This window comes from Burkholderia sp. Bp9143 (genome assembly GCF_003853645.1).
GTDB lineage: Bacteria > Pseudomonadota > Gammaproteobacteria > Burkholderiales > Burkholderiaceae > Burkholderia.
In genome coordinates, this window is record NZ_QTPO01000015.1 from 100,546 (window position 1) to 125,990 (window position 25,445).

Sequence of the window (25,445 nt, forward strand, 5' to 3'; positions counted from 1 at the left end):
CCTTCAAATCTGGACGTTTTGCGATATCTCGCCTGCGGGTTCCTGCCTACACTTGGTCGGGCTTGACGGCATCGCGGGCCAGCAGTCCGGTTCGTGCTGTCGTGCTTGCACTGGAGCTCGCGGCGGTCACGCTCGAGTGTCGATGACAGACCAACAGAGGCAGAAAAATCATGAGAGAAATCAGCGCAGTCGAATACGCACGCGTTGCTGGCGGCATTCAGATCCCGGACCGGGATTTCGATCCGGGGTTCAACGGGCCCAAACTCGGTGGCGAGGATCTTTCGCTGCGGCCTGTCGAGACGGGGAAGTTAATCGGTTCCATTCCGCGGGAATGGTTGCGATAAGCGTCAACGGCCCTGCGGAACAAGACTGACGGGGCCATAAAAAGAAGGCGAGTACGCGACGACATGGTCCAGCGTACTCGCCTTCGCTTCCTTTCATTCGACACGGCTTGACGGTCACACATGCCGGTTCATGCCGACCGGCATCGCACATCAGGACTGCACGTCGCCGAATTCGCCGCGCAGGCCGGCCGCGACGAGCGCCGGCAGTTCATCCATCTTCCGCATGATCCGCGTGATGCCCATCGCGCGCAGCGCGTCCGCGTAGTTGTCGGGGATGTGGCTCGCGCCGACGAACGCGATCGTCTTCATGCCCGCCGCGCGCGCGGCGTTCAGGCCCGATACGCTGTCCTCGACGACGATGCAGCGCGCCGGCGCGACGCCGAGCGTGTGCGCCGCATGCAGGTACACGTCGGGGTAGGGCTTCGGTCGTGCAACCTGCTCGGAGCTGAACACGCGATCGCCGAAGATTTCGGTGAGCGACGCCCGCTTCAGCGAGCTGCGCACGCGCACGAGCCGGCTGTTCGAAACCACCGCGGCCGGCAGGCCGACCTTCAGCAGCGCGTCGCGCACACCGGTGATCGGCGCGAGCGATTGCGCGAGACCGGTTTCGATGTTGCGCTCGATGGTCTCGATGAAGTTGTCGGGCATCCGGATGCCGAAATGCGCCTCGAGCCCGGCGAGAAAGCGCGACGTCTGCTGGCCGAAGGCGGTTTTCGCGGCGTCTTCGAAATCGAGGTGCGGGAAGGTGGCGGACAGCGTTTCGAACAGCACGCGGTCGGCAATGACTTCGCTGTCGACGAGTACGCCGTCGCAGTCGCAGATAAGGTGATCGAGCATGGTGGTGAAGAAGCGGAGTGTCGGCGACGCCGATCATCCCGCCATGATACGTGCTTTCGCGGTTGCGCCGCGCGACGTTTCGGCGAGCCCGCTTGAGCGACCGGCCCGATCCGGCGGATCGGATCCGGCCTGGTATCGCGGCATGGCGGCGACGCGCCGCGCGCGTCACATCTCGACCGCGCGCCCCGTCTGCCACGACGTCATCGCGGCCTCCGCCAGCTCGAGCGCGGCGAGCCCGTCTTCGATCGTCGTCCTGACCGGCGTGTCGTCGCGCAGCGCATCGACGAAGTGCGCGATCTCGGCCGCGTACGCGTGCCGGTAGCGCTCGAGGAAGAACGGCTCGGGCACGTCCGTGGCGATGCCGTTCGCCGCCCATGCGGTCACTTCGGTCGGCCGCACGTTGCCGGCCTGCAGCATCCCGGTGCTGCCGAGCAGCTCGAAGCGCTGGTCGTAGCCGTACGCCGCGCGGCGCGACGTGTTGATCTGGCACAGCAGGCCGCGCCGCGTGCGGATCGTCACGGCGGTCGAATCGATGTCGCCGGCATCGCGCACGGCCGGGTCGGTCAGGCAACTGCCGGTCGCGTGCAGCGTCTGCGCTTCGTCGCCGAGAATCCAGCGGAACACGTCGAAGTCGTGGATCAGCATGTCCTTGAAGATGCCGCCCGAGCTGCGGATGTAGTCGACGGGTGGCGCGCCGGGGTCGCGGCTCGTGACGACCAGCATTTCCGGGGCGCCGATGTCGCCGCGCTCGACGCGCGCCTTCAACGCGGCGAAGGTCGGATCGAAACGGCGCTGGAAGCCGATCATGCAGGTGACGCCGCTGCGGCGCACGACCTCCGCGCACTCGCGCGAGCGCGCGACGGTCAGGTCGACCGGCTTCTCGCAGAACACGGCCTTGCCCGCATTCGCCGCGGCGACGATCAGGTCCGCGTGCGTATCGGTGCTCGATGCGATCACGACGGCCTGCACGGACGCGTCGCCGAGCGCGCGTTCGATGTCGACGACCTGCGCGCCGTGCGCGTGCGCGAGCGCGTCGGCCGACGGCGCATGGCGGTCGACCACGTACTTGAGTTTCGCGCCCGGGTGGCGCGCCAGATTCGCGGCGTGGATCTTCCCGATTCTTCCCGCACCGAACAAAGCGAATTCGATCATGGTGTTCTCCTGTTGACTCCGTTGTGTGTCGACGGCGTGCGGCGCGCAACGGCCGCACGCCGTGTCGTCCGTCAGAACGACTGGTTGATGCCGATGTTCACGCCGGTCTGCGAACGGCCCGGCAGCGGATTCGCGAGGTTGTCGTTGTCCGTGCCGGGATTGTTGTTCGCGACCGAGAAATTCGAGCCGCTCGCGTTGCGCACGTGCGCGACGGTCGCGTAGAGCAACGTACGCTTCGACAGGCTGTACGCGCCGCCGAGCGCGTACATCGACGCGTGGCCGGACGGGTCGTGCGTCGCGTCGCCCGCGCCCGATCCGACGTGCACGTAGTACGCGGCGCCGCCGAGCGACAAAGCGGGCGTCACGCGATACTGCGCGCCGACCCAGTAGTGGTCGGCATTGCGCGCGAGGCCGGCGGGCGTGTCGGGCGCGTTCAGGTGTGTGTATGCGGCCTGCAACGTCAGCGCACGCCAATAGAGGTTCGCGCCGGCGAAGACTTCGCGCGAGCTCGTGAACACGTTGCTCATCCGGCCGTTCGCGTCGCGCAGTTCGTCGTACAGCGCACGCAGCATCACGAAGTCGTTGCGGTACGTGAGCTGGATCCCGTCGGTGCGGCCGTACTCGTTCGCCGCGCCGAGATTGAAGCCGCCGGCCTGGTTGCCGAGCGCGTACTGCGCGTGCACGCTGAAGCCGTTCCATGACGGCGACCGGTATTCGATGTTGTTGCTGGTGATCGGCACGTTGCGGCTGCGCACCAGCGCGGTCGCGGAATAGGCCTGTTGCAACAGCGGATCCATGTCCCACTGGTCGTTCGCGATGAACAGGTTGCGGCCGAACGACAGCGTGCCGATCCGGTCGTGGCGCACGCCGACGAGCGCCTTGCGGCTGAACAGGCGGTTGTTGCCGTCGCCCGCGGTGCCCGACATCAGGTTGATGCCCGATTCGAGGTTGAAGATCACGCGATAGCCGCCGCCGATGTCTTCCTGGCCGAGCAGCCCGAACCGGCTCGCGCCCCAGTCGCTGCTTTGCGCGCGCAGCCGCGACGCGGTGGTGCCGTTGCCGGTCTGCACCTGGCTCACGTAGTCGAGGCCCGCGTCGGCGACGCCGTACAGCGTGACCGACGTTTGGGCAAAAGCACCCGAATAACAGAGGATTCCTGAGCATCCTAGCGTGGCTAACGCGATTCGATTCATGTCGTCTCCATACCTGTCGTCGTTTTGTTGTGGATTGCCTGCTTGCCTGCGTCGCATCGGGTGTCGTATCGCGCGATGCGCGCCGGTTGCGGCGGCGTGCGCCGCCGCGACGCTCAGCGAGCCGCGAGCTCGCCGCGGAGGTAATCGATGCTGGCGCGCAGCCGGTCTTCGATGTCATCCGCTTCCGCGATCTCGTTCGCGAACGGCTCGAACGAGAATGCCCCTCGATAGCCGCGCGCGAGCAGCTCGCGCAGCTGCTGGACGTTGCCGAGCCGGTCGGCGCCGCCGACCAGCACACGATGGCCGTCGCGCATCCGGTCGACCGGCAGGTCGCTTTCCTCGACGCCCGAGATGTGCACGAGGCCCGTCAGGTTCGGGAAGAAGATGTCCTCGCCCGACAGGTGGTGGTGGAACGTGTCGTGCACGAGCCGGAATACCTGTTCGCCGGCCGCGGCGTAGATGCCCTTCACCGCGTCCGACTTGCGGCGCAGCGAGCATTCCTCGAAGCCGAGCGGCTCGATGAAGCCAAGGAGGCCGCGCGCGTCGAGGATCGGCTTGAGCGCCTTCAGCGCCTTCACGAGATCGGCGTGGCGCGCGTCGGCGTCGCGCGTGTCGCCGCGGCTGTTGGTCGGGCACAGCACCAGTGCGCGCGCACCGCATTGCGCGGCGTAGTCGGCGAGCACGGTCGCTTCGTCCGCGCGCTCGGCATTCCATTGCTCGAAGCGCTGCAGCGCGTTGATCGTCAGGATCGTGACGCCGCCGGCTTCGGCCGTCGCGCGCACGGCCGAAGCCGGCGTGCCGTCGGTGATCTCGACGCCGTCGAGATCGTTGCGGATCTCGATCGTGTCGACGCCGAGCCGCCGGCACAGCGCGACATAACGGTCGAGCGGCAGGCGCGGCGCGCTCATCCGGTTCAGCGAAAAGTGGAATGCTGGTTGCGTCATCGTTCTGTCCTCAGGTGTCGAGTGGGGCGGGGCGAATCAGGTGAAGCTGCGCGCGTGCGTGGCGGCCGGCGCATCCGCCGGTTCCGCGGCGAGCGAGCGCCACGTGTCGCGCAGCCACTGCGCGCACGCGACGTTGTTGTCGAAGATCGAATAGCGCGCGCCGCCGCCGTAGTCCGGAAACGGGATGAACTCGCAGCTGATCTGCTCGAGCCGTATCGGCCGCGCATGAACCTGCCACTGCAGCAGGCGCCGCAGCGCCGTTTTCCACGTGTCGAGCGGCGCCGCGCGCCATTCGCCGTGATACGCGCCCGGCGCCGGTTCGACGAACGGGTACTGGATCCCGCGGCCGGGCCGGCCGTCCGCGCGGTGCATCCAGCGGTTCTCCGGATTGTTCGGGATCACGCTGCGCGCATGCGCGTGCCGGACCCAGCCGCGTGCGATCCAGTCAGCGTAGACGGCAGACGACGAGGACGGGTCGAGCAGGTGCCGCACGCTGTCGACCGGCTCGCGCAGGCCCGATGCATCGAGTTCGGCGCGGTTGCCGACCTTGAACAGCAGGTGCGAATGGTCGAGCGTGATCCTGAACGGCGCGCCGGCCTGCTCGACGCATTGCGCGACGCGGGCGATCCGCAGGAAATCCTCGCTCCACATGTCGACGTGCACTTCGAGGCTCGGCAGGCAGCCGACCGGCTCGCCGCGTTCGTAGGCGCGCAAGTAGAAGTCGGCGACTTCGCGGTCCGACAGCGGATGGCCGTCCGCGTGGTGCGCGTACAGCTGGCAGTTGAGCACCGTGCTGCCGAACCGCGCGCCGGCGTCGACGATCTCGGCGACGTGCGCTTCGTCGCGGCCGGCGCACCAGATGCCGCCGATCACGCGAATCGGCAGCGCATGCCGGTCGACGAGCGCGAAGTACGGAGACAGGTCCTCGCCGCGCACCGGGTTCTTCTCGAGGTAGTCGAACACGCCGGCGCCGGCGATCATCTGGAACCGCTCGGTGGGCGTGGGCAGCGGCAGGCCGTCGTGTTCGAGCACGCCGTCGAGGTTCACGCCGATGAGGATCGCTTCAGCCATCGTCTCCATCCGTTCTGATTCTGGATGGCTGCCAAATGTACGGACGTGCCGAGCGGGCTGCATGACAAACGTTGACGAAAATTCGCCAATGAGGCGGTCGATTTTTCCGCGACGCGCCTCCGCGCGATGTGCGGCGGGCGTCAGGCCGACAGGTACGCGCTGGTGCGCACGTTGGCCGAGCAGAACACGCGGAATTCGACCGGGTCGCCCGGCGGCGGCTGTTCGACGATGCCGCACGCGTGCAGCACATGCTGCAGCGCGGAAATCGCCTGGTCGTCCGGATCCTGGTCGATCGCGATGTCCATCGCGCCGGCTTCGATGTAGGTGCGGTGCAGGTCGATCATCTCGTGGCCGATCCAGACGACGCGCCCGGCCGCGCCCGCCTTGCGCAGCGCGGCCTCGACGCCGGCCGAGCCCGCGCCGCTGTTATAGATCCCGACGATATCGTCGTACGTGCGCAGCGCGTTCGTCACCGCGCGGTAGCAGCCGTCGTCCTGGTCGAGCGTCTCGATCGGCGCGTCGTCGCAGCCGAGGTCGGCGAATGCTTCCCGCAACTGGTCGACGCAGCCGGCCATCCGGTCGGCATGCGCGCGGTAGCCCATGCGCCCGCCCAGCAGCAGCACGCGGCCGGGGCGCGCCGCGAGGCGGCCGATGTAGTAGCCGGCCGTGCGCCCGGCGCGGTAGTTGTCGATGCCCGCGTAGTGCACGCGGTCGATGCCGCCGATGTCGGTGACCATCGTGACGACGGTCTCGCCGCGCGCGATCGCGCCGGCCAGCGCGTCGCGCACGCGCGCCGTGTCGCGCGCGGTGACGATCAGCGCCGCGCGCCGGTACGCGGGCCGTTCGATCAGCGCGGCGGCGCGCTCGTCGTCCGCGGCGGGCAGGATGGTCCGGTGCACGACCACGCGCCGGTCGAGCATCTGCAACGAGCGTTGCACCGCCTGCTGCAGCCGCCGGAAGAACGGCGCGTCGGTGTCGGGCAGCAGCACGTCGACGTGAAGCAGCCCGTGCCGCGTGTCGGGCAACTGGCGCGGCACGCCGAGCTGGCGCGCGGCCGCGACCACGCGCTCGCGCGCCTGCGCGGACACGCTGCCGCGCTCGTTCAGCACGCGGTCGACGGTGGTCGTGCTGACCCCGGCGAGCGCCGCGATCTCGTCGAAGCGCGCGGTGCGCTTGCGCCAGCGCGGACCGGTGGGGTCGGCCATGGTCGTCTCCGTGTTTATCCGTCGTCGCCAGCGGGGTGTGGCGCTGACCGGAAAGCTAAAGCGATGGCGAAATTTCGTCAACGTTTCGATTGAGCGGGCCACGGCCGTCGCCTAATTTTGAACGCATGCGAAGCGCTTGCCGTGCTTCCCGCAAACGAAAAACCAGGAGACACGAGTGGCCCATACGGACGACCAGGCGCACGACCGCACCGCGGCGGCGCGCCGTCAGGAATACCGAATGATCGGCGGCGCCGGCGAACGTGCGCGGGCCGCGGGGCTCGTCAATGCCGAGTGGTACCGGTGCCCGGTGCCGCGGCCGCTGATGAAGCAGCTGATGCAGCGCGACGACGCGCGTGCGATCCGCGACACGCTGGTCTGGTACGCGGCGATCGTCGCGAGCGGCGTGCTCGCGTGGCTCGCGTGGCGGGCGCATTCCGCGTGGGCGATTCCCGCGTTCTTCGTGTACGGCACGCTTTACTGCAGCCCGGCCGACTCGCGCTGGCACGAGTGCGGGCACGGCACCGCGTTCCGCACGCGCTGGATGAACGACGTGCTGTACCAGGTCGCGTCGTTCCAGGTGTTCCGCCGTGCGACGGTATGGCGCTGGAGCCACGCGCGCCATCACACCGACACGCTGGTCGTCGGGCGCGATCCGGAAATCGCCGCGCCGAAGCCGACCGACTGGCTCGGGCTCGCGCTGAACGTGGTCGCGCTCAAGCATGTGGCGAGCGAGCTGCGCAAGATGATGGTGCTGGCGTTCGCCGGCCGGCTCGACGACGAGGAACGTACCTACGTGCCCGAATCGGAATGGCCGAAGGTCGTGCGCGAGGCGCGCATTCATCTGAGCGTTTATGCCCTCGTGATCGGCGCGTCGGTGGCTTGGCACACGATCCTGCCGCTGCTCTACGTCGGGCTGCCGAGCCTCTACGGCGCGTGGCTGTACCTGTACTTCGGCCTGACGCAGCACGCGGGCATGCCCGAGAACGTGCTCGACCACCGGCGCAACTGCCGGACCGTGAGGATGAATCCGGTGTTCCGCTTCCTGTACTGGAACATGAACTACCACGTCGAACATCACATGTTCCCGATGGTGCCGTTCCACGCGCTGCCGAAGCTGCATGAAGCCGTGAAGGCCGACATGCCGCCGCCGTACCGCAGCACGCTGGCCGCGTATGCGGAGATCGTGCCGGCCCTCGTCCGACAGACGCGCGACCCGTCCCATTACGTCGTGCGGCCGGTGCCCGACGCGGCGCGTGCCTGACCGGCATCGAACATTCCAACCCAGGAGACACGCATCATGACGCAATGGATCGACACCGGCGCCCTCGACGACATCGACGACGAGGACGTCGCCCGCTTCGACCACGACGGCCGCACGTACGCGATCTACCGGATCGACGGGAACGTCTATGCGAGCGACGGGCTGTGCACGCACGAGCACGTGCATCTCGCGGACGGGCTCGTGATCGATCACGTGATCGAATGCCCGAAGCACAACGGACGCTTCGACGTGCGCGACGGCCGGGCGCTGTCGGCGCCCGCCTGCGAGAAGCTGCGCACCTACCGCGCGAAGGTCGAGGACGGCCGCATCCTGATCGAGGTGTGACGCGATGGCGAACGACCGGGTGATGGCGATCGTCGGCGCCGGCCATGCGGGCGGCCGTGCGGCGCAGGTGCTGCGCGAGGGCGGCTGGCGCGGGCGCATCGTGCTGATCGGCGCGGAGGCGCACCTGCCGTACGAGCGGCCGCCGTTGTCGAAGGGCGTGCTGACCGGCGAGCGCAGCGCCGCGCAATGCGGGCTGCGCGATCCGGATGCGTGGCGCGCGGACGATATCGAGCCGATCGTCGCGACTGTCGAGCGGATCGATCCGGTGGCGCGCGAGGTGCATGTGTCGGGCGGCCGCGGATTCGCTTACGACGCGCTGCTGCTCGCGACCGGCGGCCGCGCGCGCCGCCTCGCGATTCCGGGTGCGGAACTCGACGGCGTATTCGCGTTGCGCACGCTCGACGACGCGGCGGCGCTCGGCGCGCGGCTCGTGCCCGATGCGCGGGTCGTGCTGATCGGCGGCGGCTTCATCGGTCTCGAGGTCGCGGCGTCGGCGCGGCTGCGCGGTTGCCGCGTGACCGTGCTCGATGCGGCACCGCGCCTGCTCGGGCGTGCGGTGCCGGAGCCGATCGCGGCGCGCGTGCATGCACTGCATGTGCAGCGGGGCGTCGAGATCGGCCTGAACCGCCGGCCCGTCGCGATCGAGCGCACGCCGGACCGCGCGCTGGCCGTCGTGCTCGACGACGGCGACACGCTGATCGCCGATACGGTGGTCGCCGGCATCGGGATTGAACCGGCGGACGAACTGGCGCGTGACGCGGGCCTCGTCGTCGAGCGCGGGATCGTCGTGAACGCGCGGCTCGAGACGTCGGCGCGCGGCATCTATGCGGCCGGCGATGTCGCGGTGTTCCCGAGCGGGGTGTGGGGGCGGCTCGTGCGTCAGGAAACCTGGCACGGCGCCGAAACGCAGGCGCGCGTCGCCGCACGCAACATGCTCGGCGCCGACGAACCGTATCGCGAGCTGCCGTGGTTCTGGTCCGATCAATACGATGCGCAGTTGCAGGTGGCCGGCGAACCGGCACTTGGCGAGCGGACGGTCGCGCGCGTGCTCGGCGACGACGCGGAAATCCACTTCCACTTCGACGCGGGCGAACGGCTCGTCGCGGCAAGTGGCTTCGGTCGTGCGTCGGGATTCGTCAAGGAGATGCGCATCGCGCGGCTGCTGGTCGAGCGCGGGATCGACGTGGCGCCGGCTGCGGTCGCGGATGCGAGCGTGAAGCTGAAGTCGCTGGTGTCGGCCGCGGGCGATCGCTAGCTGCGGTGTGCGGCGGCGCGGCGGCAGCCGTGCGAAGCAGGAGGAAGAAGGAGGGGGGTAGAAGCGCGCGGCAGCCGCTGCCGCGCGCTTCTCGAGCTCGCGTTCGGGTGGAACCGCGATCAGGCCATCGCGTGCAGGCGCAGATACAGCCCGGCCGCCGCGGCGCCGCCGAGCAGCGGGCCGATCACCGGCACCCACGCATAGCGCCAGTCGCTGTCGCGCTTGCCGGGGATCGGCAGCAGCGCATGCATCAGGCGTGGCGACAGGTCGCGCGCCGGGCTCATTGCATAGCCGGTCGGGCCGCCGAGCGAGATGCCGATGCCGAGCACGAGCAGACCGACGGGCAGCGCGTCGAGCGCGCCGAGGCCGACCTGCGGCGATGCGAGGTACAGCACGCCGAGGATCAGCACGAACGTGCAGATCGCTTCGGTCAGCACGTTGTGCGTGACGCTGCGGATCGCGGGCGCCGTGCAGAACACCGCGAGCTTCAGGTCCGCGTCGACTTCCTTCGCGAAGTGCTGGCGATACGCGAGCCACACGAGCAAGGCGCCTGCCATCCCGCCGAGCATCTGCGCGAGGATGTAGCCGCCGACCTTCGACCACGCGAACTTGCCCGCGAGCGCGAGGCTGATCGTGACGATCGGGTTCAGGTGCGCGCCGCTGAACGACGCGGTCACGTAGACGGCGACGAACACCGCCATCGCCCAGCCCATGACGATCACGATCAGGTCCGCACCCTTGCCCTTGGTCTTCGCAAGCAGCACGTTGGCGACCGCGCCGTTGCCGAGCAGCACGAGGATCGCCGTGCCGATGAATTCCGCAATATAAGGTGACATGTTGTCTCTCGTAGATGACGGCGGACTCGCGCATCGCGCGGTCCGCCGGTATTGTTGTATTTCGTTCGGATTTCTTGTGGTTACTGCCGCAGTGGTTACTGCGCGTCGTCGGCCCACGCCTTGGCGGCGCGCACCGCGCGCTGCCAGCCGGCCATGCAGCGCTCGACCTGCTCCTTCGGCATCGACGGCGAGAAGCGGCGATCGAGCTGCCACTGGCTGCGCACTTCGTCGAGGTTCTTCCAGTAGCCGATCGCGAGGCCCGCGAGGTAGGCCGCGCCGAGCGCGGTCGTCTCGGTGATCTGCGGACGCACGGCGTCGACGCCGAGCAGGTCGGCCTGGAACTGCATCAGCAGGTCGTTCGCGCTCGCGCCGCCGTCGACGCGCAGCTCGCCGATGCTGATGCCCGAGTCGGCCTCCATCGCGGCCAGCACGTCGAGCGACTGGTAGGCGATCGCGTCGAGCGCCGCGCGTGCGAGATGCGCGGACGTCGTGCCGCGCGTGACGCCGAACACCGAACCGCGTGCCCGTGCGTTCCAGTGCGGCGCGCCGAGGCCCGCGAACGCGGGCACGAGATAGACACCATCGGTGTGCGGCACGCTTGCGGCGAGCGCCTCGATCTCGGCGGCCGTCTTGATGATGCCGAGGCCGTCGCGCAGCCACTGCACGACCGCGCCCGCGATGAAGATGCTGCCTTCGAGCGCGTACTGCACGTCGTCGCCGATCTGCCACGCAATCGTCGTGACGAGGTTGTTCTTCGACTCGATCGGCTTGTCGCCGGTGTTCATCATCAGGAAGCAGCCGGTGCCGTAGGTGTTCTTCACCATGCCCGACGTCGTGCACATCTGGCCGAACAGCGCCGCGTGCTGGTCGCCGGCGATGCCCGCGAGCGGGATCTTCGACGCGAACACCGTGGTTTTCGTGTGGCCGTAGATTTCCGACGACGCCTTCACTTCCGGCAGCATGCTGCGCGGGATGTCGAGCAGTTCGAGCAGCTCGCTGTCCCACTCGCGCGTGTGGATGTTGAACAGCATCGTGCGCGACGCGTTCGTCACGTCGGTCACGTGCAGCTCGTGCTTCGTGAAGTTCCACACGAGCCAGCTGTCGACGGTGCCGAACGCGAGCTTGCCCTGGCGCGCCTTGTCGCGCGCGCCCGGCACGTTGTCGAGGATCCAGCGGATCTTGGTCGCGGAGAAGTACGAGTCGATCGGCAGGCCGGTCTTCGCGCGCACCTTCGCCTCGAGGCCCTGCTTCTTCAGCGAATCGCAGAAGTCGGCGGTGCGGCGGTCCTGCCACACGATCGCGTTGTAGACGGGCTGGCCCGTCTCGCGATCCCAGACGATCGTCGTCTCGCGCTGGTTGGTGATGCCGATCGCGGCGATCGACGTGCCGTTGAGGCCGGTGCGCGTGACCGCTTCGGCGGCGACGCCCGCTTGCGTCGACCAGATTTCCTGCGGGTCGTGCTCGACCCAGCCGGGTTGCGGGTAGATCTGTTCGAATTCCTTCTGGGCGATCGAAACGATGTTGCCCTGGCGATCGAACAGCATGGCGCGGGAGCTCGTCGTGCCCTGGTCAAGTGCGAGGATGTACTGGTCCTGCATGTCTCTCATCTCCATCCGTGGATTGGCGTAGTTGTGATGCGCGCCGCATGTTACGCGGCGCGTCGGTGAATCAACGTCGGTCAGACAACTGCAACTGCAAACCGGTCATGCGTGCGGCGCGTGCGCGGCGGCGAACCACGCGTCGACCGCGGCGGTCACCGCGTCGAGCGTGCCCGGCGCGACGTGCAGGCCGAGCTTCGAGCGGCGCCACAGCACGTCCTGCGCGCAGGTCGCCCATTCGACGTCGCGCAGGTAGCGCAGTTCGGCGTCGTGGATGCCCGGTGCGATCTCGCTGCCGAGGTCGGCGAGGGACGTCGCGCCGTCGACCACGCGCTCCGCGCGCGTGCCGTACGCACGCGCATAGCGGCGTGCAAGCGCGGCGGGCAGCCACGGATGGCGTTTCGCGAACGCGTCGGCGAACACGTCGAACTTCGCGTTCGCGATGTCGCCGCCCGGCAGCGGCGCGCCGGCCGTCCAGGTCTTCGCGTCGCGGCCGAGCGCACCGCACAGCAGGTCGGCTGCTTCTTCGGCGAGCTTGCGGAACGTCGTGATCTTGCCGCCGAACACCGACAGCAGCGGTGCGCCGGCGCCGTCGTCCATCTCGAGGCGGTAGTCGCGCGTGACGGCCGACGCGTTCGCCGCGTTTTCGTCCTCGAGCAGCGGGCGCACGCCCGAATAGGTCCAGTGCACGTCGGCCGGCGAGATCTTGCGCTTGAAGTAGCGGTTGATCGAATCGCACAGATACTGCGTCTCGTCGCGATCGATCGCGACCTTCGCGGGATCGTTCGTGTATTCGACGTCGGTCGTGCCGATCAGCGTGAAGTCGTGCTCGTACGGAATCGCGAAGATGATCCGCTTGTCCGGGTTCTGGAAGATGTAGGCGTGGTCGTGGTCGAACAGGCGCCGCGTGATGATGTGGCTGCCCTTCACGAGCCGCACGCTGTGCTGCGCGCCGCGACCGAGCGCGCCGTGCAGTACTTCGCCGACCCACGGGCCGGCCGCGTTCGCGACCGCGCGCGCATGCACGACGCGGATCGAGCCGTCCGCGTGCTGCAGCCGCGCTTCCCATTCGTCGCCGTGGCGTTCGGCGGATACGAGCTTGGTGCGGGTGAGGATCTCCGCGCCGCGCTCCTTCGCATCGAGCGCGTTCAGCACGACGAGGCGCGCGTCGTCGACCCAGCCGTCCGAATACACGAAGCCGCGCTTGATCGAGTCGATCAGCGGCGCGCCGGCCGCATGGCGGCGCATGTCGATGCCGCGCGAGCCGGGCAACAGTTCGCGCTTCGCGAGGTGATCGTAGAGGAACAGGCCGATGCGGATCAGCCAGGCCGGCCGCAGGTTCGGCATGTGCGGCATCACGAAGCGCAGCGGCCACATGATGTGCGGCGCCGCGCGCAGCAGCGTCTCACGCTCCTGCAGCGCTTTGCGGACGAGTCCGAATTCGTTGTATTCGAGGTAGCGCAGGCCGCCGTGAATCAGCTTCGTGCTGGACGACGACGTGTGCGACGCGAGGTCGTCCTGCTCGCAAAGCAGGACCGACAGGCCGCGGCCGGCCGCATCGCGCGCGATGCCCGCGCCGTTGATGCCGCCGCCGACGACGAGCAGATCGTAGCGATTCGGTTGGGTCACCCTGCTGTCCTTATCGTCTGATGGAAATGGACGAACATGAAATGTTCGAATTCGAAATTTAACGAACGAAATCGAAAAAGTAAAGTTCGAATAAGCGGGGCCAGTAGCGCGTGGCGCGATCCCGGACGATACTGGCGGAATCGACCGCTTCGCGAGGTGAATCATGCGTATTGGGATGTGGGCCGGCGCGTGCGCCGTCGTGCTGGCAGCGTGCGGCGCCGGCACGCCGCCGCTTGCCGGCAACTGGCGGGCGCCGTCGTTCGTCGACCTGCAGACGTCGTGCGGCGGCACCGCGCACGACTGGGGCGCGGACGCGCAGCCGGTCTATTCGACGCTGTACGACGCGTATGTGGCGAAACGGTATCGCGGGCTGACGCAGGCGAACTATTGCGCGTTCGTAAACGAACTTTCGGCGCACTATGCGGCGCCCGACGCGGCGGGGCGGGCCGGATGGGTCGCGTATTTCAACGGCGCACGCGCGCAGGCCGTCAGCTGGCGGGCCGCGGTCGATCCGACGCTGCGCGGCGGCTGACGCCGGAACGCTGCGGGAGGCGGGAAAACGGGAAAAGCGGCGACCGGAAATCCGGCCGCCGCGCTCAGGTCAGGAACAGCGGGACTTCAGGAATAGCGGCATTTGATGGATCGCAACGCGGCGTCGCCGGTTTCGGTCACGCAGTATTTGCGTCCCGATCCCAGCCCTTCCAGCCGCACGAGCTGCTGTTCGAGCAGCGCGTCGAGTTCATCGCGATCCATGTCGCCGTGATCGGGGGCATCCTTCACAAGCAGTAGCGTGGCGAATTCATGCGGACTCAGCATCGTTCTCTCCATGGCAATCGGTTTGCCCGCGCCGCCGGCGCAAACGCCGGTGCGCGATACCCCGCAGGGTATGGCTTGGGGGGAAAGCTGTATTCGCCGGCCTTGGGATTCGCACACGCCTTGGCACAGGCGGATCGGGCGAACGGGCCGGGGAACTGGAGTCTAGTCGAGCGCGCGGGCAACGACAAATCGTGCCCCGTTAATTTTCAGTTTGACAGGCCCGCGTGCCGCAAGCGGTTCGGTCGCCGCGCCAACTTCTTGATTTCACTTGAAGTTTCAGGTGCGGTGCAGCATCGCAAGCGTCATTCCGGGACGTACACCTGGGTGCCCGCGTTCGCCACCGCGTCGGCCATCTCCGGCGGCAGCGGCTTGTCGGTGAAGAGCGCATGGACCTGGCTCAGGTGGCCCTGGCGCACCAGCGCCGGGCGGCCGACCTTGGAATGATCGGCGACGAGGTAGACCGTGCGCGCATGCTGCATGATCGCCTCGGCCACGCGCACCTCGCGCGTGTCGAAGTCGCGCAGCGTGCCGTCGGCCTCGATCGCGGACGTGCCGATGATCGCGTAGTCGACCTTGAACTGGCGGATGAAGTCGATCGCGAGTTCGCCGACGATGCCCTTGTCCCACGGCCGCACGATGCCGCCCGTGATCAGCACCTCGCAGTCGGGGTAGCCGCTCATCATCGACGCGACGTTCAGGTTGTTCGTGATCACGTGCAGCCCGTGATGGCGGTTCAGTGCGCGCGCAACTTCCTCGGTCGTGGTGCCGAGGTTGATGAACAGCGATGCCTGGTCGGGGATGTGCGACGCGGCGAGCGCAGCGATGCGCCGCTTCTCGTCGTGGAACATCCGCTGGCGCGCGGTGTACGACACGTTCTCCGAACTGGTCGGCAGGCTCGCGCCGCCGTGGTAGCGGCGCAGCAGGTTCAGGTCGGCGAGCCAGTTCACGTCGCGGCGGATCGTCTGCGGCGTGACCGCGAAGTGCGCGGCGAGATCGTCGACGGTCACGAAGCCGTCGCGCTGCACCCATTCGAGCAGTTCCTGCTGACGCGCGTTGAGGGTGAGGCGGGGATCTCGGGTCATGGCTCGGCGGTCAGGTCGTGAGGCGGAGCGGGTATTGTAAGGGCGGGAAGGGCGTTCGACCGGCCTCCGGCGTATCACTGCCCGGAATTCATGCGGAAAGAGCATGGATTCATGTGACAAATGAATTTGTGCGATCGCGCGGATCGCGCTGCAATGGCGGACTGTCCGCGCACGCCAGTCGTGCGTCCGGCGCGTTCATTCAGCTTTCGACGAGGTCGAACCGATGACTGGCTTCAACTGGCACAACCCGTATCCGACGACCCGCATTCCGGTGTTCGCGCGCAACGTCGTGTCGACGTCGCATCCGCTCGCCGCGCAGGCCGGGCTGCGGATGCTGTGGAAGGGCGGCAATGCCGTCGATGCGGCGCTGGCCGCCGCGGCCGCGATCACGGTGGTCGAGCCCGTGTCGTGCGGGCTCGGCGGCGATGCGTTCGCGCTCGTGTGGGACGGCGGGCGGCTGTCCGGGTTGAATGCGTCGGGTGTCGCACCGGCCGCGTGGAATCCTGACTATTTCCGCAAGCGCCACGGCGAGGATGCGCACGGTATCGCGAACAAGCCGACGCGCGGCTGGGACACCGTCACGGTGCCGGGCGTGATCGCGGGCTGGGAAGCGCTGCATGCGAAGTTCGGGTCGCTGCCGTTCGCGGACCTGCTCGAGCCGGCGATCGAGATCGCCGAGCGCGGCTATTCGGTACCGCCGATCGTCGCGCACAAGTGGGCGGCCGCGGTGCCCGAACTGCAGGGGTTGCCGGGCTTCGCCGATACCTTCATGCCGCGCGGGCGCGCGCCGCGTGTCGGCGAACGCATGTGCCTGCCGGGCCACGCGCAGACGCTGCGCACGCTCGCGAAGGACGGCCCGCGTGCGTTCTACGAGGGCGCGCTCGCCGCGCGGATCGCGGCGTTCGCGCGCGAAGGCGGCGGCGCGCTGACCGAAGCCGACTTGCGTGCGTACCGGCCGGAATGGGTCGAGCCGATCGGCAAGCGCTTCGGCCGCCACACGATTCACGAGATCCCGCCGAACGGGCAGGGCATCGCGGCGCTGATCGCGCTCGGGATCGCCGAGCATGCGGGCCTGACCGAATGGCCCGTCGATTCGGTCGACTCGCAGCACCTGCAGATCGAGGCGATGAAGCTCGCGTTCGCGGACGTCTATCGCTACGTCGCCGATCCGCGCGCGATGGACGTGACGCCCGCGCGGATGCTCGACGACGCGTATCTCGCGGAACGCGCGAAGCTGATCGATCGCACGCGCGCGACGCACTTCGCTGCCGGCCGGCCGCATTCGGGCGGCACGATCTACCTGTCGGCGGCGGACGAGCGCGGGATGATGGTGAGCTTCATTCAGTCGAACTACATGGGCTTCGGATCGGGGCTCGTCGTACCCGGTACGGGCATCGCATTGCAGAACCGCGGGCACGGCTTCTCGATGGACCCGGCGTCGCCGAACGTCGTCGCGGGCGGCAAGCGGCCGTTCCATACGATCATCCCCGCGTTCGTCACCGAGGAAGTCGACGACCGCACCGAGGCCGTGATGAGCTTCGGCGTGATGGGTGGCGACATGCAGCCGCAGGGCCACCTGCAGACCGTCGTGCGGATGCTCGGCTACGGGCAGCAGCCGCAGGCCGCGTGCGACGCGCCGCGCTGGAAGGTCAATCGCGACTTCACGCTCGACGTCGAGTCGACGATGAAGCGCGAGACGGTCGATGGGCTCGCCGCGCGCGGCCATACGATCAAGTCGATCGACGATCCCTACATGGATTTCGGCTCGGGGCAGTTCGTGTGGCGCCTCGATCGCGACGATCCCGAGCGCGGCTACGTCGCCGCGAGCGACAGCCGGCGCGACGGTCTGGCTGCCGGTTTCTGACGGAACGCTTCCAGTCTTGCGCTCGACGGGCGGCCGAATGGCCGCCCGTTTCGTTTGATGCGGCGCATACCATCGAACGCGCGCAACCGGTTCGAACAACTCATCTAACGAACCGCAACATGCGCAATGGAACTGCGACTGTCAGGCATGGTCAGTGCTTGAAGCACGAACATAAAAGTCCGGCTAAGATGCCAGCATGGTTCGGCCGGACCAATCCACTAATAAATGCAAGCAAAAAGTCGCCTGCGGGCGCGCCGGGCCCGTGCCGAACGCATTGGCCGGACGGCCGCGCGACGACTGGGAGCGCACCACCATGCCTACTGAAACGACGCATGTCATGCCGTGGCGTATCGAGGACATCGACCTGAACCGGATCGATCGTCAGCGCGCCGCCGCGAACGAGGATCTGCTGCTGTTGCTGTGCGCGTCGTCGTTCATCGAAAGCGGCTCGGATCTCTACACGAGCAACCTGAGCGAGTTCTTCAACGACGATCCGGAAGTCTCCGCGTGGCTCAACAATGCATGGGAGCACGAGGAACTGCAGCACGGGCGCGCGCTGAAGGCGTACATCGCGCACGTGTGGCCCGAGTTCGACTGGGATACCGCGTTCGCGAATTTCTTCGCCGAGTATTCGAAGACCTGCTCGGTCGATGCGTTCGAGAAGACCCGCGCGCTCGAGATGGTCGCGCGCTGCGTCGTCGAGACGGGCACGGCCACGCTCTATCGTGCGATCAACGAATGTTCGGACGAGCCGGTGCTGAAGGAAATTACCGACAACATCCGCTCGGACGAAGTGCGTCACTACAAGCACTTCTTCAAGTTCTTCAAGAAGTACAACAAGCTCGAAGGCAACGGCCGGCTCGCGGTGCTCGGCGCGCTGATGCGCCGCGTGATGGAAATCAAGAACGAGGATTCCGAGATCGCGCTGCGCCACGTGTTCGCGATTCGCTATCCTGATCGCATCGGCGACAGTCAATACAACCGCGAGCGTGCCGCGCGCATCAGCTCGCTCGTCCGGCGCAACCTGTCGGCCGACATGTGCGTGAAGATGCTGCTCAAGCCGCTCGACCTGCCCGCGAAGATCCAGCCGAGCGTCCACTATCCGCTGACGAAGATCACGCGGCACGTATTCATGCGCTGACCGTCACCGCGCGGCCTTGGCGCGCTATGCTGCGCCATATCGTCTGCTTTACACCGGGCCCGCCATCATGACCGATTCCCATCGCCACGCGCTCGAACAATGGACGTTCGACGCGTGGCCGCCGGCCGTCGTTTCGTTGTTCGACGGCACCGCGCTCGAATGCCATGCCGACTTCGCCGCATCGCTGATCGTCGCGACCGACGACGGCCAGTTGCGCACGACGTTGCTCAGCGTCGGCGAGATCCATGCGCGCGACGCGCACACGCTGCTGCTCGCGCTATGGCCGCAATCGCGCGCGGCGCGCGCGCTGGCGCAACGGCGCGCGGCCGCGTTGACGCTCGTCGCGGATGGCGCATTCTTTCAGGCACAACTGAGGATCGAGCCGCTCGAAGGGGACTTCGGCGGACTGGCCGGGTTCGCTGCGACGATCACGCACGGCGATGCGCAGCGGGTCGGCTATGCGCGTCTCGCGACAGGTGTCACGTTTGCGCTGGAAGGGGAGGCGCGCGCCGAGGTGCTCGCGCGCTGGCAGCGCCAGGTCGAGCACCTGCGGCGCGCGGCCGCGCGGCTTCAGTGACCGCGCTGGCCGCTGCGCGACGAACGATTGCGGTTCGCGTGCGCGGCATTGCCGTTCGCGGGACGCGCGCCGTTGCCGCCTGACGGGCGACCGCCGCCGCTGGCGTTGCCGGTCGCGCCGCCAGCCGCGCGCGGCTTGGCCGCCTTCGCGGCCTTCGGTTGCGCATTGCCGTCGCGCTTCGCGGCCGGCTGGCCGGAGCCACCTGCACGCGGCTGGCGATTGCCGCCGCCACCGCCGCCACCGCCGCCACCGTTGCCGCCGCGCGGCTGCTGCCCGCGGCGTTGCTGGATCGGCTCCGGCTTCGCGTTCGGATCGGGTTCGAAGCCCGCGATCACTTCCTGCGGAATCTCGCGCTTGATCAGCCGCTCGATGTCGCGCAGCAACTGCTTCTCGTCGACGCACACGAGCGACACGGCTTCGCCGGTCGCGCCCGCGCGGCCCGTGCGGCCGATCCGGTGCACGTAATCTTCCGGCACGTTCGGCAGGTCGAAGTTGACGACGTGCGGCAACTGGTCGATGTCGATCCCGCGTGCGGCGATGTCGGTCGCGACCAGCACCTGCAGCGTGCTGTTCTTGAATTCCGCGAGCGCGCGCGTGCGGGCCGACTGGCTCTTGTTGCCGTGGATCGCCATCGCGCTGATGCCGTCCTTCGTCAGCTGCTCGGCGAGCCGGTTCGCGCCGTGCTTGGTGCGTGTGAACACGAGCACCTGGAACCAGTTGTGTTCGCGGATCAGGTGCGTGAGCAGTTCGCGCTTGCGATCGCGGTCGACCGGGTGGATCTTCTGCGCGACGCTTTCGGCGGTCGTGTTGCGGCGCGCGACTTCGATCAGCGCCGGCGAATCGAGCAGGCTGTCGGCGAGCGACTTGATCTCGTCGGAGAAGGTGGCCGAGAACAGCAGGTTCTGGCGCTGCGGCGGCAGCTTCGCGAGCACGCGCTTGATGTCGTGGATGAAGCCCATGTCGAGCATCCGGTCGGCTTCGTCGAGCACGAGGATGTCGAGATCCGACAGGTCGATCGTCTTCTGCTGCATGTGGTCGAGCAGACGGCCCGGCGTCGCGACGACGATGTCGACGCCGCGCTTGAGCGCATCGATCTGCGGATTGATGCTGACGCCGCCGAACATCACGGTCGAGCGCAGCTTCAGGTACTTGCTGTACGCGCGCACGCTTTCCTCGACCTGTGCGGCGAGTTCGCGCGTCGGCGTCAGGATCAGCGCGCGCACCGCGCGCTTCGCGCCGCGATGCTCGGCGTAGAACGTGTGCAGGCGCTGCAGGATCGGCAGCGTGAAGCCGGCGGTCTTGCCGGTGCCGGTCTGTGCGCCGGCGAGCAGGTCGCCGCCGCCGAGGACGGCAGGGATCGCCTGTTGCTGGATGGGCGTCGGCGACGTGTAGCCGAGCTCGTTGACCGCCTTGACGAGCGGTTCGGCCAAGCCGAGAGATTCGAAAGACATAGATACCACTCTTGAGTTTTATGATCGGCGACGCCTCGCGCGGCCCGCGCGGGGAACAGCGTCGCAAAAAAAGCAAAGGGGCGCGGAACGCAGGTCGCTCACCTGTTGCGGCGAGATCGGCGTACCGTTGTTGCCCCACGACATCCGGATATACGTGACGACTGCCGCGACTTCCTGGTTCGACAGCGACTGTGCGAACGGCGGCATCCCGTACGGACGCGGATTCTTGAACGTGCTCGGCGGATAGCCGCCATTCAGCACCATGCGGATCGGGTTGACTGCCGATTCCATCACGATCGAATGGTTGCCCGCGAGCGGCGGATACGCCGGCGGCTTGCCCGAGCCGGTTTCGGCATGGCACGTCGCGCAGTTGTCCGCGTAGATCTTCTTGCCCTGGTCGAACAGCGTGTTGCCGAATTGCTTCGACGGCTCGTACTGCATGTTCTTCGGTGCTTCAGCCTTCTGCGGAATCGACTTCAGGTACGTCGACATGGCGCGCGTATCTTCGTCGCTCATGTACTGCAGGCTGTTGTGCACGACGTCGGCCATCGGGCCGAACACCGCGCCCTTGTTCGACACGCCGGCCTGCAGCAGATTCGACAGCTCCTGCACGTGCCAGTCGCCGAGGCCGAGTTCCTTGTCGTTCGTCAGCGACGGCGCATACCAGTTCTGCAGCGGGATCAGGCCGCCCGCGAAGGCTGCCGAGCTCACCGGGCCGCCCATCATGTTGATCGACGTGTGGCACATCGAGCAGTGGCCGAGGCCTTCGACGAGGTACGCGCCGCGGTTCCATTCGACCGACTTGGTCGGATCCGGCTTGTACTCGCCTTCCTTGAAGAACAGCGTGCGCCAGCCGATCAGCAGGTTGCGGTTGTTGAACGGGAACTTCAGTTCGTGCGGACGGCTCGGCACCGAGACCGGCGGGACCGAACGCAGGTACGCGTAGATCGCGTCCGAGTCGGCGCGCGTGACCTTCGTGTAGCTCGCGAACGGGAAGCCCGGATAGAGCAGGCTGCCGTCCTTCGAACGGCCGGTGTGCATCGCGCGATAGAAGTCGTCCGACGTCCACTTGCCGATGCCGTCCTTGTCGTCCGGCGTGATGTTCGGCGTGTACATCGTGCCGAACGGCGTCGCCATCGGCAGGCCGCCCGCGAACGACTTGCCGCCGCGCACGGTGTGGCACGCGATACAGTCGCCGACGCGCGCGAGGTATTCGCCCTTCTTGATCAGCGCGGCCTGGTCGGCCGGCGTGGCCGCGACGGCGGCAGCGCCGTGCAGCGTGTCGTTGCCCGGCCACAGGACCGGCACGAGGGCGGCAGCCGCGACGATCGCGACAGCCGAGAGTGCAAACAGGGACTTGCGTTTCATTGTGTCTGTCTCCCTTGCCTTATTGCGGTTCGCTGCCGCAGGCGAGCGGAGTCTTCATCGAACGCGCCGGGGCCGGCACGGGGTTGGCGGGCGCCGGTTGTGCGGCGAGCCATGCGGTCACGGCCGTCACGTCTTCGTCCGACAGCTTCGACGCGATGTCGTGCATGCAATCCGGTGCCTTCGCGTGGCGGTTGCCCGAACGCCATGCGCCGAGCTGTGCGCTCAGGTAATCGGCGTGCAGGCCGACGAGGCCCGGGATCGCCGGCTGCATGCCGGTCAGCCCTGCGCCGTGGCAGGCCACGCAGGCCGGCAGCTTGCGCGACGGATCGCCTTGCGTGACGAGTTGCTTGCCGCGCGCGAGCGTGGCAGCCGGCAGCGTCGGCTTGGCCGGCGTCGGGTACGGCGGGCGCTCGGCCGAGAAGTGCTCGGCGATCTCTTTCAGGTAATCGTCGTTCAGGTACGTCAGCAGATAGTTCATCGGCGGGTACTTGCGCCGGCCGTCACGGAAGTTGACGAGCTGGTTGTACAGGTACTCCGCCGGCTTGCCGGCAAGACGCGGGAAATAGTCGTTGTCCGTGCCCTGGCCGTGAACGCCGTGACATGCGGTACAGCCGCGCACGCGCTCGGCCATCGTATCGGGTGCCTTGAGCGGCGCCTGCTGGGCGTGCGCTTGCTCCGTGGGCTTGGTCTGCGCTTGAGCAGCGCTCGTAAGGCCCGCGCCGCCGATCAACAGAACGGCGAGCAGCGGACGGAAGAGGCGTCTTGAAGACACACGAGACTCCATGATTATTCGTCGGGGACCTTGTCCGGGCTACGATCGGCTCGGCGCATGGACGGCAGGACAGCCGGGCTGCTGCGACGCGGCATTCTATCATCGATGGGTAATGACGGCTATTTGGCAAAAGGACAGCGGTTCCTGTCTGTTTGCGACTTGCGACAATTTGACGCGCATTGCACCGCCGCAATGTGAACTGGCGTGCGTTTTCACCATCGAAGACCGTACACTCGCGGGTCGCGCGGCGCCGCCTCCGCCGCAGATCCAGTCATTTCTCCCGTTTCCGGATTCATCGATGACGTTCCTTACCGTGCCGTTGCCGTCTTCCCGTTGTCGTTCCACTTGCCGCCGCACCGCCGGCCGACCGTTCCCGGGAGGGCGCGCGCGATGAGGATCGACAGCTTGTGGATCGGGCAGGTCGCGCTGGCGGCGTTGATGGACGCGACGTTCGCAATGGCGGTCGGCTCGGCGCTGCTCAAGGCGTGGCTCGGCAAGGATGGTGCACGGCCGGTCGTCGCACCGTCGCATCCTGCCTGGCTGCGCGCGCAACATTCGCTGGTCGCGGCGGCGCTGGCGCTCGTGCTCGCCGATCTAGGCTGGCTGGTGTACGAAGCCGCGTCGATGAGCGGCGCGGGGCTCGGCGGCGCGTTCGCCGCGATTCCCGTCATGCTCACGCAGACGCACGCGGGCTTCGCGTGGAGCGTCGCGTTCGCCGGCGCCGTGGTGCTCGCGATCGTCGCGCTGGCGAAGCCGGACGGCCCGCTCGCGCACGCGGTGCTGTGGCTCGCGGTGATCGTGGTCGCGGCCGGCAAGGCGTCGCTCGGTCATGCGGCCGACACGGGCGCGCTGTCCGCGGCGGTCGGCGTGCAGACGCTGCACCTGCTCGCCACCGCGGTGTGGGGTGGCCTCGTGCTCGCGGGCGGGCTCGCGGTGCTGCCGGTGCTCGGCTCGTCGGTCGCGCGCGGCGCGCTGATCCGGATAGGCCAGCACCTGTCGCGTACGTCGGTGATCGCGGTCGTCTTCGTGCTCGGCACGGGCGTGCTCAATGCGCTGCGCGGGCTCGGCGGCTCGCTCGCGCCGCTCGACGGCAGCACGTGGGGGCGCGTGCTGCTGCTCAAGCTGCTGCTCGTCGCGCTCGCGCTCGTGCTCGGCGGGCTGAACCGCTTCTCGGCGCTGCCGCGCCTGCGCCGTACCGCGTCGACCGAGGACGCGCACACGTTCCGCAACATCCTGCATCTCGAGGCGCTGACGATGATCGGCGTGTTCGTCGCGGCCGCGGTGCTGGCGTCCTGCGTGCCGGGGTTCGCGGCGCTCGGCTGACGGCCGGGCCGGCGCGGCGCAGGGCAGGGCGTCCGCGCGCCGCGTATTGCAGATGCAAGAACGGCCGCCTGTCGGGCGGCCGTCTCGAAGACGATGCGCGGCATGCCCGCCGCGCAATGCACGTCATCTCAGCGCTGCATCACCACTCGGCGACGCTGCCGTCCGCGTGGCGCCACACTGGGTTGCGCCAGCGGTGGCCGGTCTTCGCCATCTCGCGCACCTTCTCCTCGTTGACGTCGATGCCGAGCCCCGGGCCCTGCGGGATCGCGACGAAGCCGTCTTCGTAGCGGAACACCTCGGGGTTGCGCAGGTAGTCGAGCAGGTCGTTGCCCTGGTTGTAATGGATGCCGAGGCTCTGTTCCTGGATGAACGCGTTGTAGCTGACCGCATCGAGCTGCAGGCACGCGGCCAGCGCGATCGGGCCGAGCGGGCAGTGCAGCGCGAGCGCGACGTCGTAGCTTTCCGCGAGCGTCGCGATCTTGCGGCATTCGGTGATGCCGCCCGCGTGCGACGCATCGGGCTGGATGATGTCGACGTAGCCGCCGGCGAGAATGTGCTTGAAGTCCCAGCGCGAGTAGAGCCGCTCGCCGAGCGCGATCGGCGTGTTGGTCTGGTTGACGATGTCGCGCAGCGCCTCGGCGTTCTCCGACAGCACCGGCTCCTCGATGAACATCAGCTTGTACGGATCGAGCTCCTTCGCGAGCACTTTCGCCATCGGCTTGTGCACGCGGCCGTGGAAGTCGACGCCGATCCCGACGTGCGGGCCGACCGCGTCGCGCACCGCCGCGACGTTCGCGATCACCTGCTCGACCTTGTCGTGGGTGTCGACGATCTGCAACTCCTCGGAGCCGTTCATCTTCACGGCCTTGAAGCCGCGCTCGACCACCGCGCGCGCGTTGTTCGCGACGTCGCTCGGCCGGTCGCCGCCGATCCACGAATACACCTTGATGCGGTCGCGCACCTGGCCGCCGAGCAGCGCATGCACGGGCACGCCGTGATGCTTGCCCTTGATGTCCCACAGCGCCTGGTCGACGCCCGCGATCGCGCTCATCATGATCGGGCCGCCGCGATAGAAGCCGGCGCGGTACATGACCTGCCAGTGATCCTCGATCAGCAGCGGGTCGCGGCCGACCAGGTAGTCGGCGAGTTCCTGCACTGCGGCCTCGACGGTGTGCGCGCGGCCTTCGACGATCGGTTCGCCCCAGCCGACGATTCCTTCGTCGGTTTCGATCTTGAGGAACAGCCAGCGCGGCGGGACGACGAAGGTTTCGAGGCGGGTAATTTTCATGGCGCGAGTCTCCAGGGTTGACCGGCGCGGACGCGGCGCCGGTCGAGTACGTGACGATTATCCTAGCGTAGCCCGCTAAAAAATAGTATTAAT

At 67.8% G+C, this 25,445-nt stretch carries 24 protein-coding genes; 9 read left to right on the forward strand and 15 right to left on the reverse strand.

What is annotated here, in order from left to right; translation table 11 throughout:
- Positions 1-170 precede the first annotated feature (170 nt).
- Entirely contained in the window at positions 171-344 is a 174-nt protein-coding gene (locus tag DIE23_RS39515; protein WP_185646444.1) for a hypothetical protein, read from the forward strand.
- A gap of 150 nt (positions 345-494) precedes the next feature.
- On the opposite strand, the gene DIE23_RS13925 is transcribed toward DIE23_RS39515, so the two are convergent.
- The 6 genes from DIE23_RS13925 to DIE23_RS13950 form a co-directional block, all read right to left on the reverse strand.
- The gene (locus DIE23_RS13925; protein ID WP_124612645.1) at positions 495-1,181 is read right to left on the reverse strand and encodes an HAD family phosphatase; all 687 of its coding nucleotides are present in this window, start codon (positions 1,179-1,181) and stop codon (positions 495-497) included.
- A 165-nt stretch (positions 1,182-1,346) separates the two neighbouring features.
- A complete protein-coding gene (iolG, locus tag DIE23_RS13930) occupies positions 1,347-2,333 on the reverse strand; it encodes an inositol 2-dehydrogenase (RefSeq protein WP_124612646.1) in 987 nt (328 codons plus the stop codon).
- Positions 2,334-2,404: 71 nt separating this feature from the next.
- Positions 2,405-3,526: a porin gene (locus DIE23_RS13935; protein ID WP_124612647.1), complete on the reverse strand. Its 1,122-nt coding sequence runs from the start codon at positions 3,524-3,526 to the stop codon at positions 2,405-2,407.
- Positions 3,527-3,639: 113 nt separating this feature from the next.
- Positions 3,640-4,470 (reverse strand): TIM barrel protein, encoded by an 831-nt coding sequence (locus DIE23_RS13940; protein ID WP_124612648.1) that lies wholly within the window; start codon positions 4,468-4,470, stop codon positions 3,640-3,642.
- A gap of 36 nt (positions 4,471-4,506) precedes the next feature.
- A complete protein-coding gene (locus DIE23_RS13945; protein ID WP_124612649.1) occupies positions 4,507-5,541 on the reverse strand; it encodes a xylose isomerase in 1,035 nt (344 codons plus the stop codon).
- Between the two features lie 140 nt (positions 5,542-5,681).
- The gene (locus DIE23_RS13950; protein ID WP_124612650.1) at positions 5,682-6,746 is read right to left on the reverse strand and encodes a LacI family DNA-binding transcriptional regulator; all 1,065 of its coding nucleotides are present in this window, start codon (positions 6,744-6,746) and stop codon (positions 5,682-5,684) included.
- Positions 6,747-6,921: 175 nt separating this feature from the next.
- Here DIE23_RS13950 and DIE23_RS13955 point away from each other — a divergent pair, with 175 nt between their 5' ends.
- Genes DIE23_RS13955 through DIE23_RS13965 form a run of 3 tightly spaced genes read left to right on the forward strand, consistent with a single transcriptional unit; the run spans position 6,922 to position 9,607 of the window.
- Positions 6,922-8,007, forward strand: a complete 1,086-nt coding sequence (locus DIE23_RS13955) for a fatty acid desaturase family protein (RefSeq protein WP_124612651.1) — start codon at positions 6,922-6,924, stop codon at positions 8,005-8,007.
- Between the two features lie 36 nt (positions 8,008-8,043).
- Entirely contained in the window at positions 8,044-8,352 is a 309-nt protein-coding gene (locus DIE23_RS13960; protein WP_011657860.1) for a non-heme iron oxygenase ferredoxin subunit, read from the forward strand.
- A 4-nt stretch (positions 8,353-8,356) separates the two neighbouring features.
- Positions 8,357-9,607: an NAD(P)/FAD-dependent oxidoreductase gene (locus DIE23_RS13965; protein WP_124612652.1), complete on the forward strand. Its 1,251-nt coding sequence runs from the start codon at positions 8,357-8,359 to the stop codon at positions 9,605-9,607.
- Between the two features lie 119 nt (positions 9,608-9,726).
- Here the strand turns inward: DIE23_RS13965 and DIE23_RS13970 are convergent, their stop codons facing one another.
- The 3 genes from DIE23_RS13970 to glpD form a co-directional block, all read right to left on the reverse strand.
- Positions 9,727-10,443, reverse strand: coding sequence for an MIP/aquaporin family protein (locus DIE23_RS13970; protein WP_014896123.1), 717 nt, complete (start codon positions 10,441-10,443; stop codon positions 9,727-9,729).
- Positions 10,444-10,538: 95 nt separating this feature from the next.
- Positions 10,539-12,041 carry a glycerol kinase GlpK gene (glpK, locus tag DIE23_RS13975; RefSeq protein WP_124612653.1) on the reverse strand — a complete coding sequence of 501 codons (1,503 nt, stop codon included), beginning with the start codon at positions 12,039-12,041 and terminating at the stop codon, positions 10,539-10,541.
- Positions 12,042-12,146: 105 nt separating this feature from the next.
- Positions 12,147-13,670, reverse strand: coding sequence for a glycerol-3-phosphate dehydrogenase (gene glpD, locus DIE23_RS13980; protein WP_124612654.1), 1,524 nt, complete (start codon positions 13,668-13,670; stop codon positions 12,147-12,149).
- 163 nt (positions 13,671-13,833) lie between these two features.
- On the opposite strand from glpD, the gene DIE23_RS13985 reads away from it, so the two are divergent.
- The gene (locus tag DIE23_RS13985; RefSeq protein ID WP_185646445.1) at positions 13,834-14,202 is read left to right on the forward strand and encodes a hypothetical protein; all 369 of its coding nucleotides are present in this window, start codon (positions 13,834-13,836) and stop codon (positions 14,200-14,202) included.
- A gap of 86 nt (positions 14,203-14,288) precedes the next feature.
- Here DIE23_RS13985 and DIE23_RS13990 read toward each other — a convergent pair whose 3' ends face one another.
- Together DIE23_RS13990 and DIE23_RS13995 are read right to left on the reverse strand one after the other, a co-directional pair.
- Complete coding sequence (locus DIE23_RS13990) at positions 14,289-14,486, reverse strand: hypothetical protein (RefSeq protein WP_044846784.1); 198 nt, start codon at positions 14,484-14,486, stop codon at positions 14,289-14,291.
- A 302-nt stretch (positions 14,487-14,788) separates the two neighbouring features.
- Entirely contained in the window at positions 14,789-15,568 is a 780-nt protein-coding gene (locus DIE23_RS13995; RefSeq protein WP_124612655.1) for a DeoR/GlpR family DNA-binding transcription regulator, read from the reverse strand.
- Positions 15,569-15,791: 223 nt separating this feature from the next.
- Between DIE23_RS13995 and DIE23_RS14000 the strand changes: the two genes are divergently transcribed.
- The 3 genes from DIE23_RS14000 to DIE23_RS14010 all read left to right on the forward strand — a co-directional run bounded on the left by DIE23_RS14000 (position 15,792) and on the right by DIE23_RS14010 (position 19,150).
- Positions 15,792-17,432, forward strand: coding sequence for a gamma-glutamyltransferase family protein (locus DIE23_RS14000; RefSeq protein WP_124612656.1), 1,641 nt, complete (start codon positions 15,792-15,794; stop codon positions 17,430-17,432).
- 313 nt (positions 17,433-17,745) lie between these two features.
- Complete coding sequence (locus tag DIE23_RS14005; protein WP_124612657.1) at positions 17,746-18,573, forward strand: ferritin-like domain-containing protein; 828 nt, start codon at positions 17,746-17,748, stop codon at positions 18,571-18,573.
- A 67-nt stretch (positions 18,574-18,640) separates the two neighbouring features.
- Positions 18,641-19,150: a hypothetical protein gene (locus tag DIE23_RS14010; protein WP_124612658.1), complete on the forward strand. Its 510-nt coding sequence runs from the start codon at positions 18,641-18,643 to the stop codon at positions 19,148-19,150.
- Here DIE23_RS14010 and DIE23_RS14015 read toward each other — a convergent pair.
- The 3 genes from DIE23_RS14015 to DIE23_RS14025 are packed head-to-tail and all read right to left on the reverse strand — an operon-like array spanning position 19,144 to position 22,753.
- Positions 19,144-20,601: a DEAD/DEAH box helicase gene (locus tag DIE23_RS14015; RefSeq protein WP_124612659.1), complete on the reverse strand. Its 1,458-nt coding sequence runs from the start codon at positions 20,599-20,601 to the stop codon at positions 19,144-19,146. The genes DIE23_RS14010 and DIE23_RS14015 overlap by 7 nt on opposite strands.
- Positions 20,602-20,619: 18 nt before the next feature.
- Entirely contained in the window at positions 20,620-21,969 is a 1,350-nt protein-coding gene (locus DIE23_RS14020) for a cytochrome c (protein ID WP_124612660.1), read from the reverse strand.
- Between the two features lie 19 nt (positions 21,970-21,988).
- Positions 21,989-22,753, reverse strand: coding sequence for a c-type cytochrome (locus DIE23_RS14025; protein ID WP_034176448.1), 765 nt, complete (start codon positions 22,751-22,753; stop codon positions 21,989-21,991).
- A gap of 378 nt (positions 22,754-23,131) precedes the next feature.
- Here DIE23_RS14025 and DIE23_RS14030 point away from each other — a divergent pair, with 378 nt between their 5' ends.
- Positions 23,132-24,064 (forward strand): CopD family protein, encoded by a 933-nt coding sequence (locus DIE23_RS14030; protein WP_124612661.1) that lies wholly within the window; start codon positions 23,132-23,134, stop codon positions 24,062-24,064.
- Positions 24,065-24,203: 139 nt separating this feature from the next.
- Here DIE23_RS14030 and dgoD read toward each other — a convergent pair whose 3' ends face one another.
- Entirely contained in the window at positions 24,204-25,352 is a 1,149-nt protein-coding gene (dgoD, locus tag DIE23_RS14035) for a galactonate dehydratase (RefSeq protein WP_124612662.1), read from the reverse strand.
- Positions 25,353-25,445 lie beyond the last annotated feature (93 nt).

What these genes read in the sequence shown, in the direction of transcription:
- DIE23_RS13925 (WP_124612645.1), bottom strand. Translation starts at nt 1,181, where the DNA reads ATGCTCGATCACCTTATCTGCGACTGCGACGGCGTACTCGTCGACAGC.
- dgoD (WP_124612662.1), bottom strand. Translation starts at nt 25,352, where the DNA reads ATGAAAATTACCCGCCTCGAAACCTTCGTCGTCCCGCCGCGCTGGCTG.
- DIE23_RS13990 (WP_044846784.1), bottom strand. Translation starts at nt 14,486, where the DNA reads ATGCTGAGTCCGCATGAATTCGCCACGCTACTGCTTGTGAAGGATGCC.
- DIE23_RS14025 (WP_034176448.1), bottom strand. Translation starts at nt 22,753, where the DNA reads ATGGAGTCTCGTGTGTCTTCAAGACGCCTCTTCCGTCCGCTGCTCGCC.
- DIE23_RS14005 (WP_124612657.1), top strand. Translation starts at nt 17,746, where the DNA reads ATGCCTACTGAAACGACGCATGTCATGCCGTGGCGTATCGAGGACATC.
- iolG (WP_124612646.1), bottom strand. Translation starts at nt 2,333, where the DNA reads ATGATCGAATTCGCTTTGTTCGGTGCGGGAAGAATCGGGAAGATCCAC.
- DIE23_RS13950 (WP_124612650.1), bottom strand. Translation starts at nt 6,746, where the DNA reads ATGGCCGACCCCACCGGTCCGCGCTGGCGCAAGCGCACCGCGCGCTTC.
- DIE23_RS13935 (WP_124612647.1), bottom strand. Translation starts at nt 3,526, where the DNA reads ATGAATCGAATCGCGTTAGCCACGCTAGGATGCTCAGGAATCCTCTGT.
- DIE23_RS14010 (WP_124612658.1), top strand. Translation starts at nt 18,641, where the DNA reads ATGACCGATTCCCATCGCCACGCGCTCGAACAATGGACGTTCGACGCG.
- DIE23_RS14015 (WP_124612659.1), bottom strand. Translation starts at nt 20,601, where the DNA reads ATGTCTTTCGAATCTCTCGGCTTGGCCGAACCGCTCGTCAAGGCGGTC.
- DIE23_RS13940 (WP_124612648.1), bottom strand. Translation starts at nt 4,470, where the DNA reads ATGACGCAACCAGCATTCCACTTTTCGCTGAACCGGATGAGCGCGCCG.
- DIE23_RS39515 (WP_185646444.1), top strand. Translation starts at nt 171, where the DNA reads ATGAGAGAAATCAGCGCAGTCGAATACGCACGCGTTGCTGGCGGCATT.
- DIE23_RS14000 (WP_124612656.1), top strand. Translation starts at nt 15,792, where the DNA reads ATGACTGGCTTCAACTGGCACAACCCGTATCCGACGACCCGCATTCCG.
- DIE23_RS13945 (WP_124612649.1), bottom strand. Translation starts at nt 5,541, where the DNA reads ATGGCTGAAGCGATCCTCATCGGCGTGAACCTCGACGGCGTGCTCGAA.
- DIE23_RS13965 (WP_124612652.1), top strand. Translation starts at nt 8,357, where the DNA reads ATGGCGAACGACCGGGTGATGGCGATCGTCGGCGCCGGCCATGCGGGC.
- DIE23_RS13960 (WP_011657860.1), top strand. Translation starts at nt 8,044, where the DNA reads ATGACGCAATGGATCGACACCGGCGCCCTCGACGACATCGACGACGAG.
- glpK (WP_124612653.1), bottom strand. Translation starts at nt 12,041, where the DNA reads ATGCAGGACCAGTACATCCTCGCACTTGACCAGGGCACGACGAGCTCC.
- DIE23_RS13985 (WP_185646445.1), top strand. Translation starts at nt 13,834, where the DNA reads ATGCGTATTGGGATGTGGGCCGGCGCGTGCGCCGTCGTGCTGGCAGCG.
- DIE23_RS14020 (WP_124612660.1), bottom strand. Translation starts at nt 21,969, where the DNA reads ATGAAACGCAAGTCCCTGTTTGCACTCTCGGCTGTCGCGATCGTCGCG.
- DIE23_RS13995 (WP_124612655.1), bottom strand. Translation starts at nt 15,568, where the DNA reads ATGACCCGAGATCCCCGCCTCACCCTCAACGCGCGTCAGCAGGAACTG.
- DIE23_RS14030 (WP_124612661.1), top strand. Translation starts at nt 23,132, where the DNA reads ATGAGGATCGACAGCTTGTGGATCGGGCAGGTCGCGCTGGCGGCGTTG.
- DIE23_RS13970 (WP_014896123.1), bottom strand. Translation starts at nt 10,443, where the DNA reads ATGTCACCTTATATTGCGGAATTCATCGGCACGGCGATCCTCGTGCTG.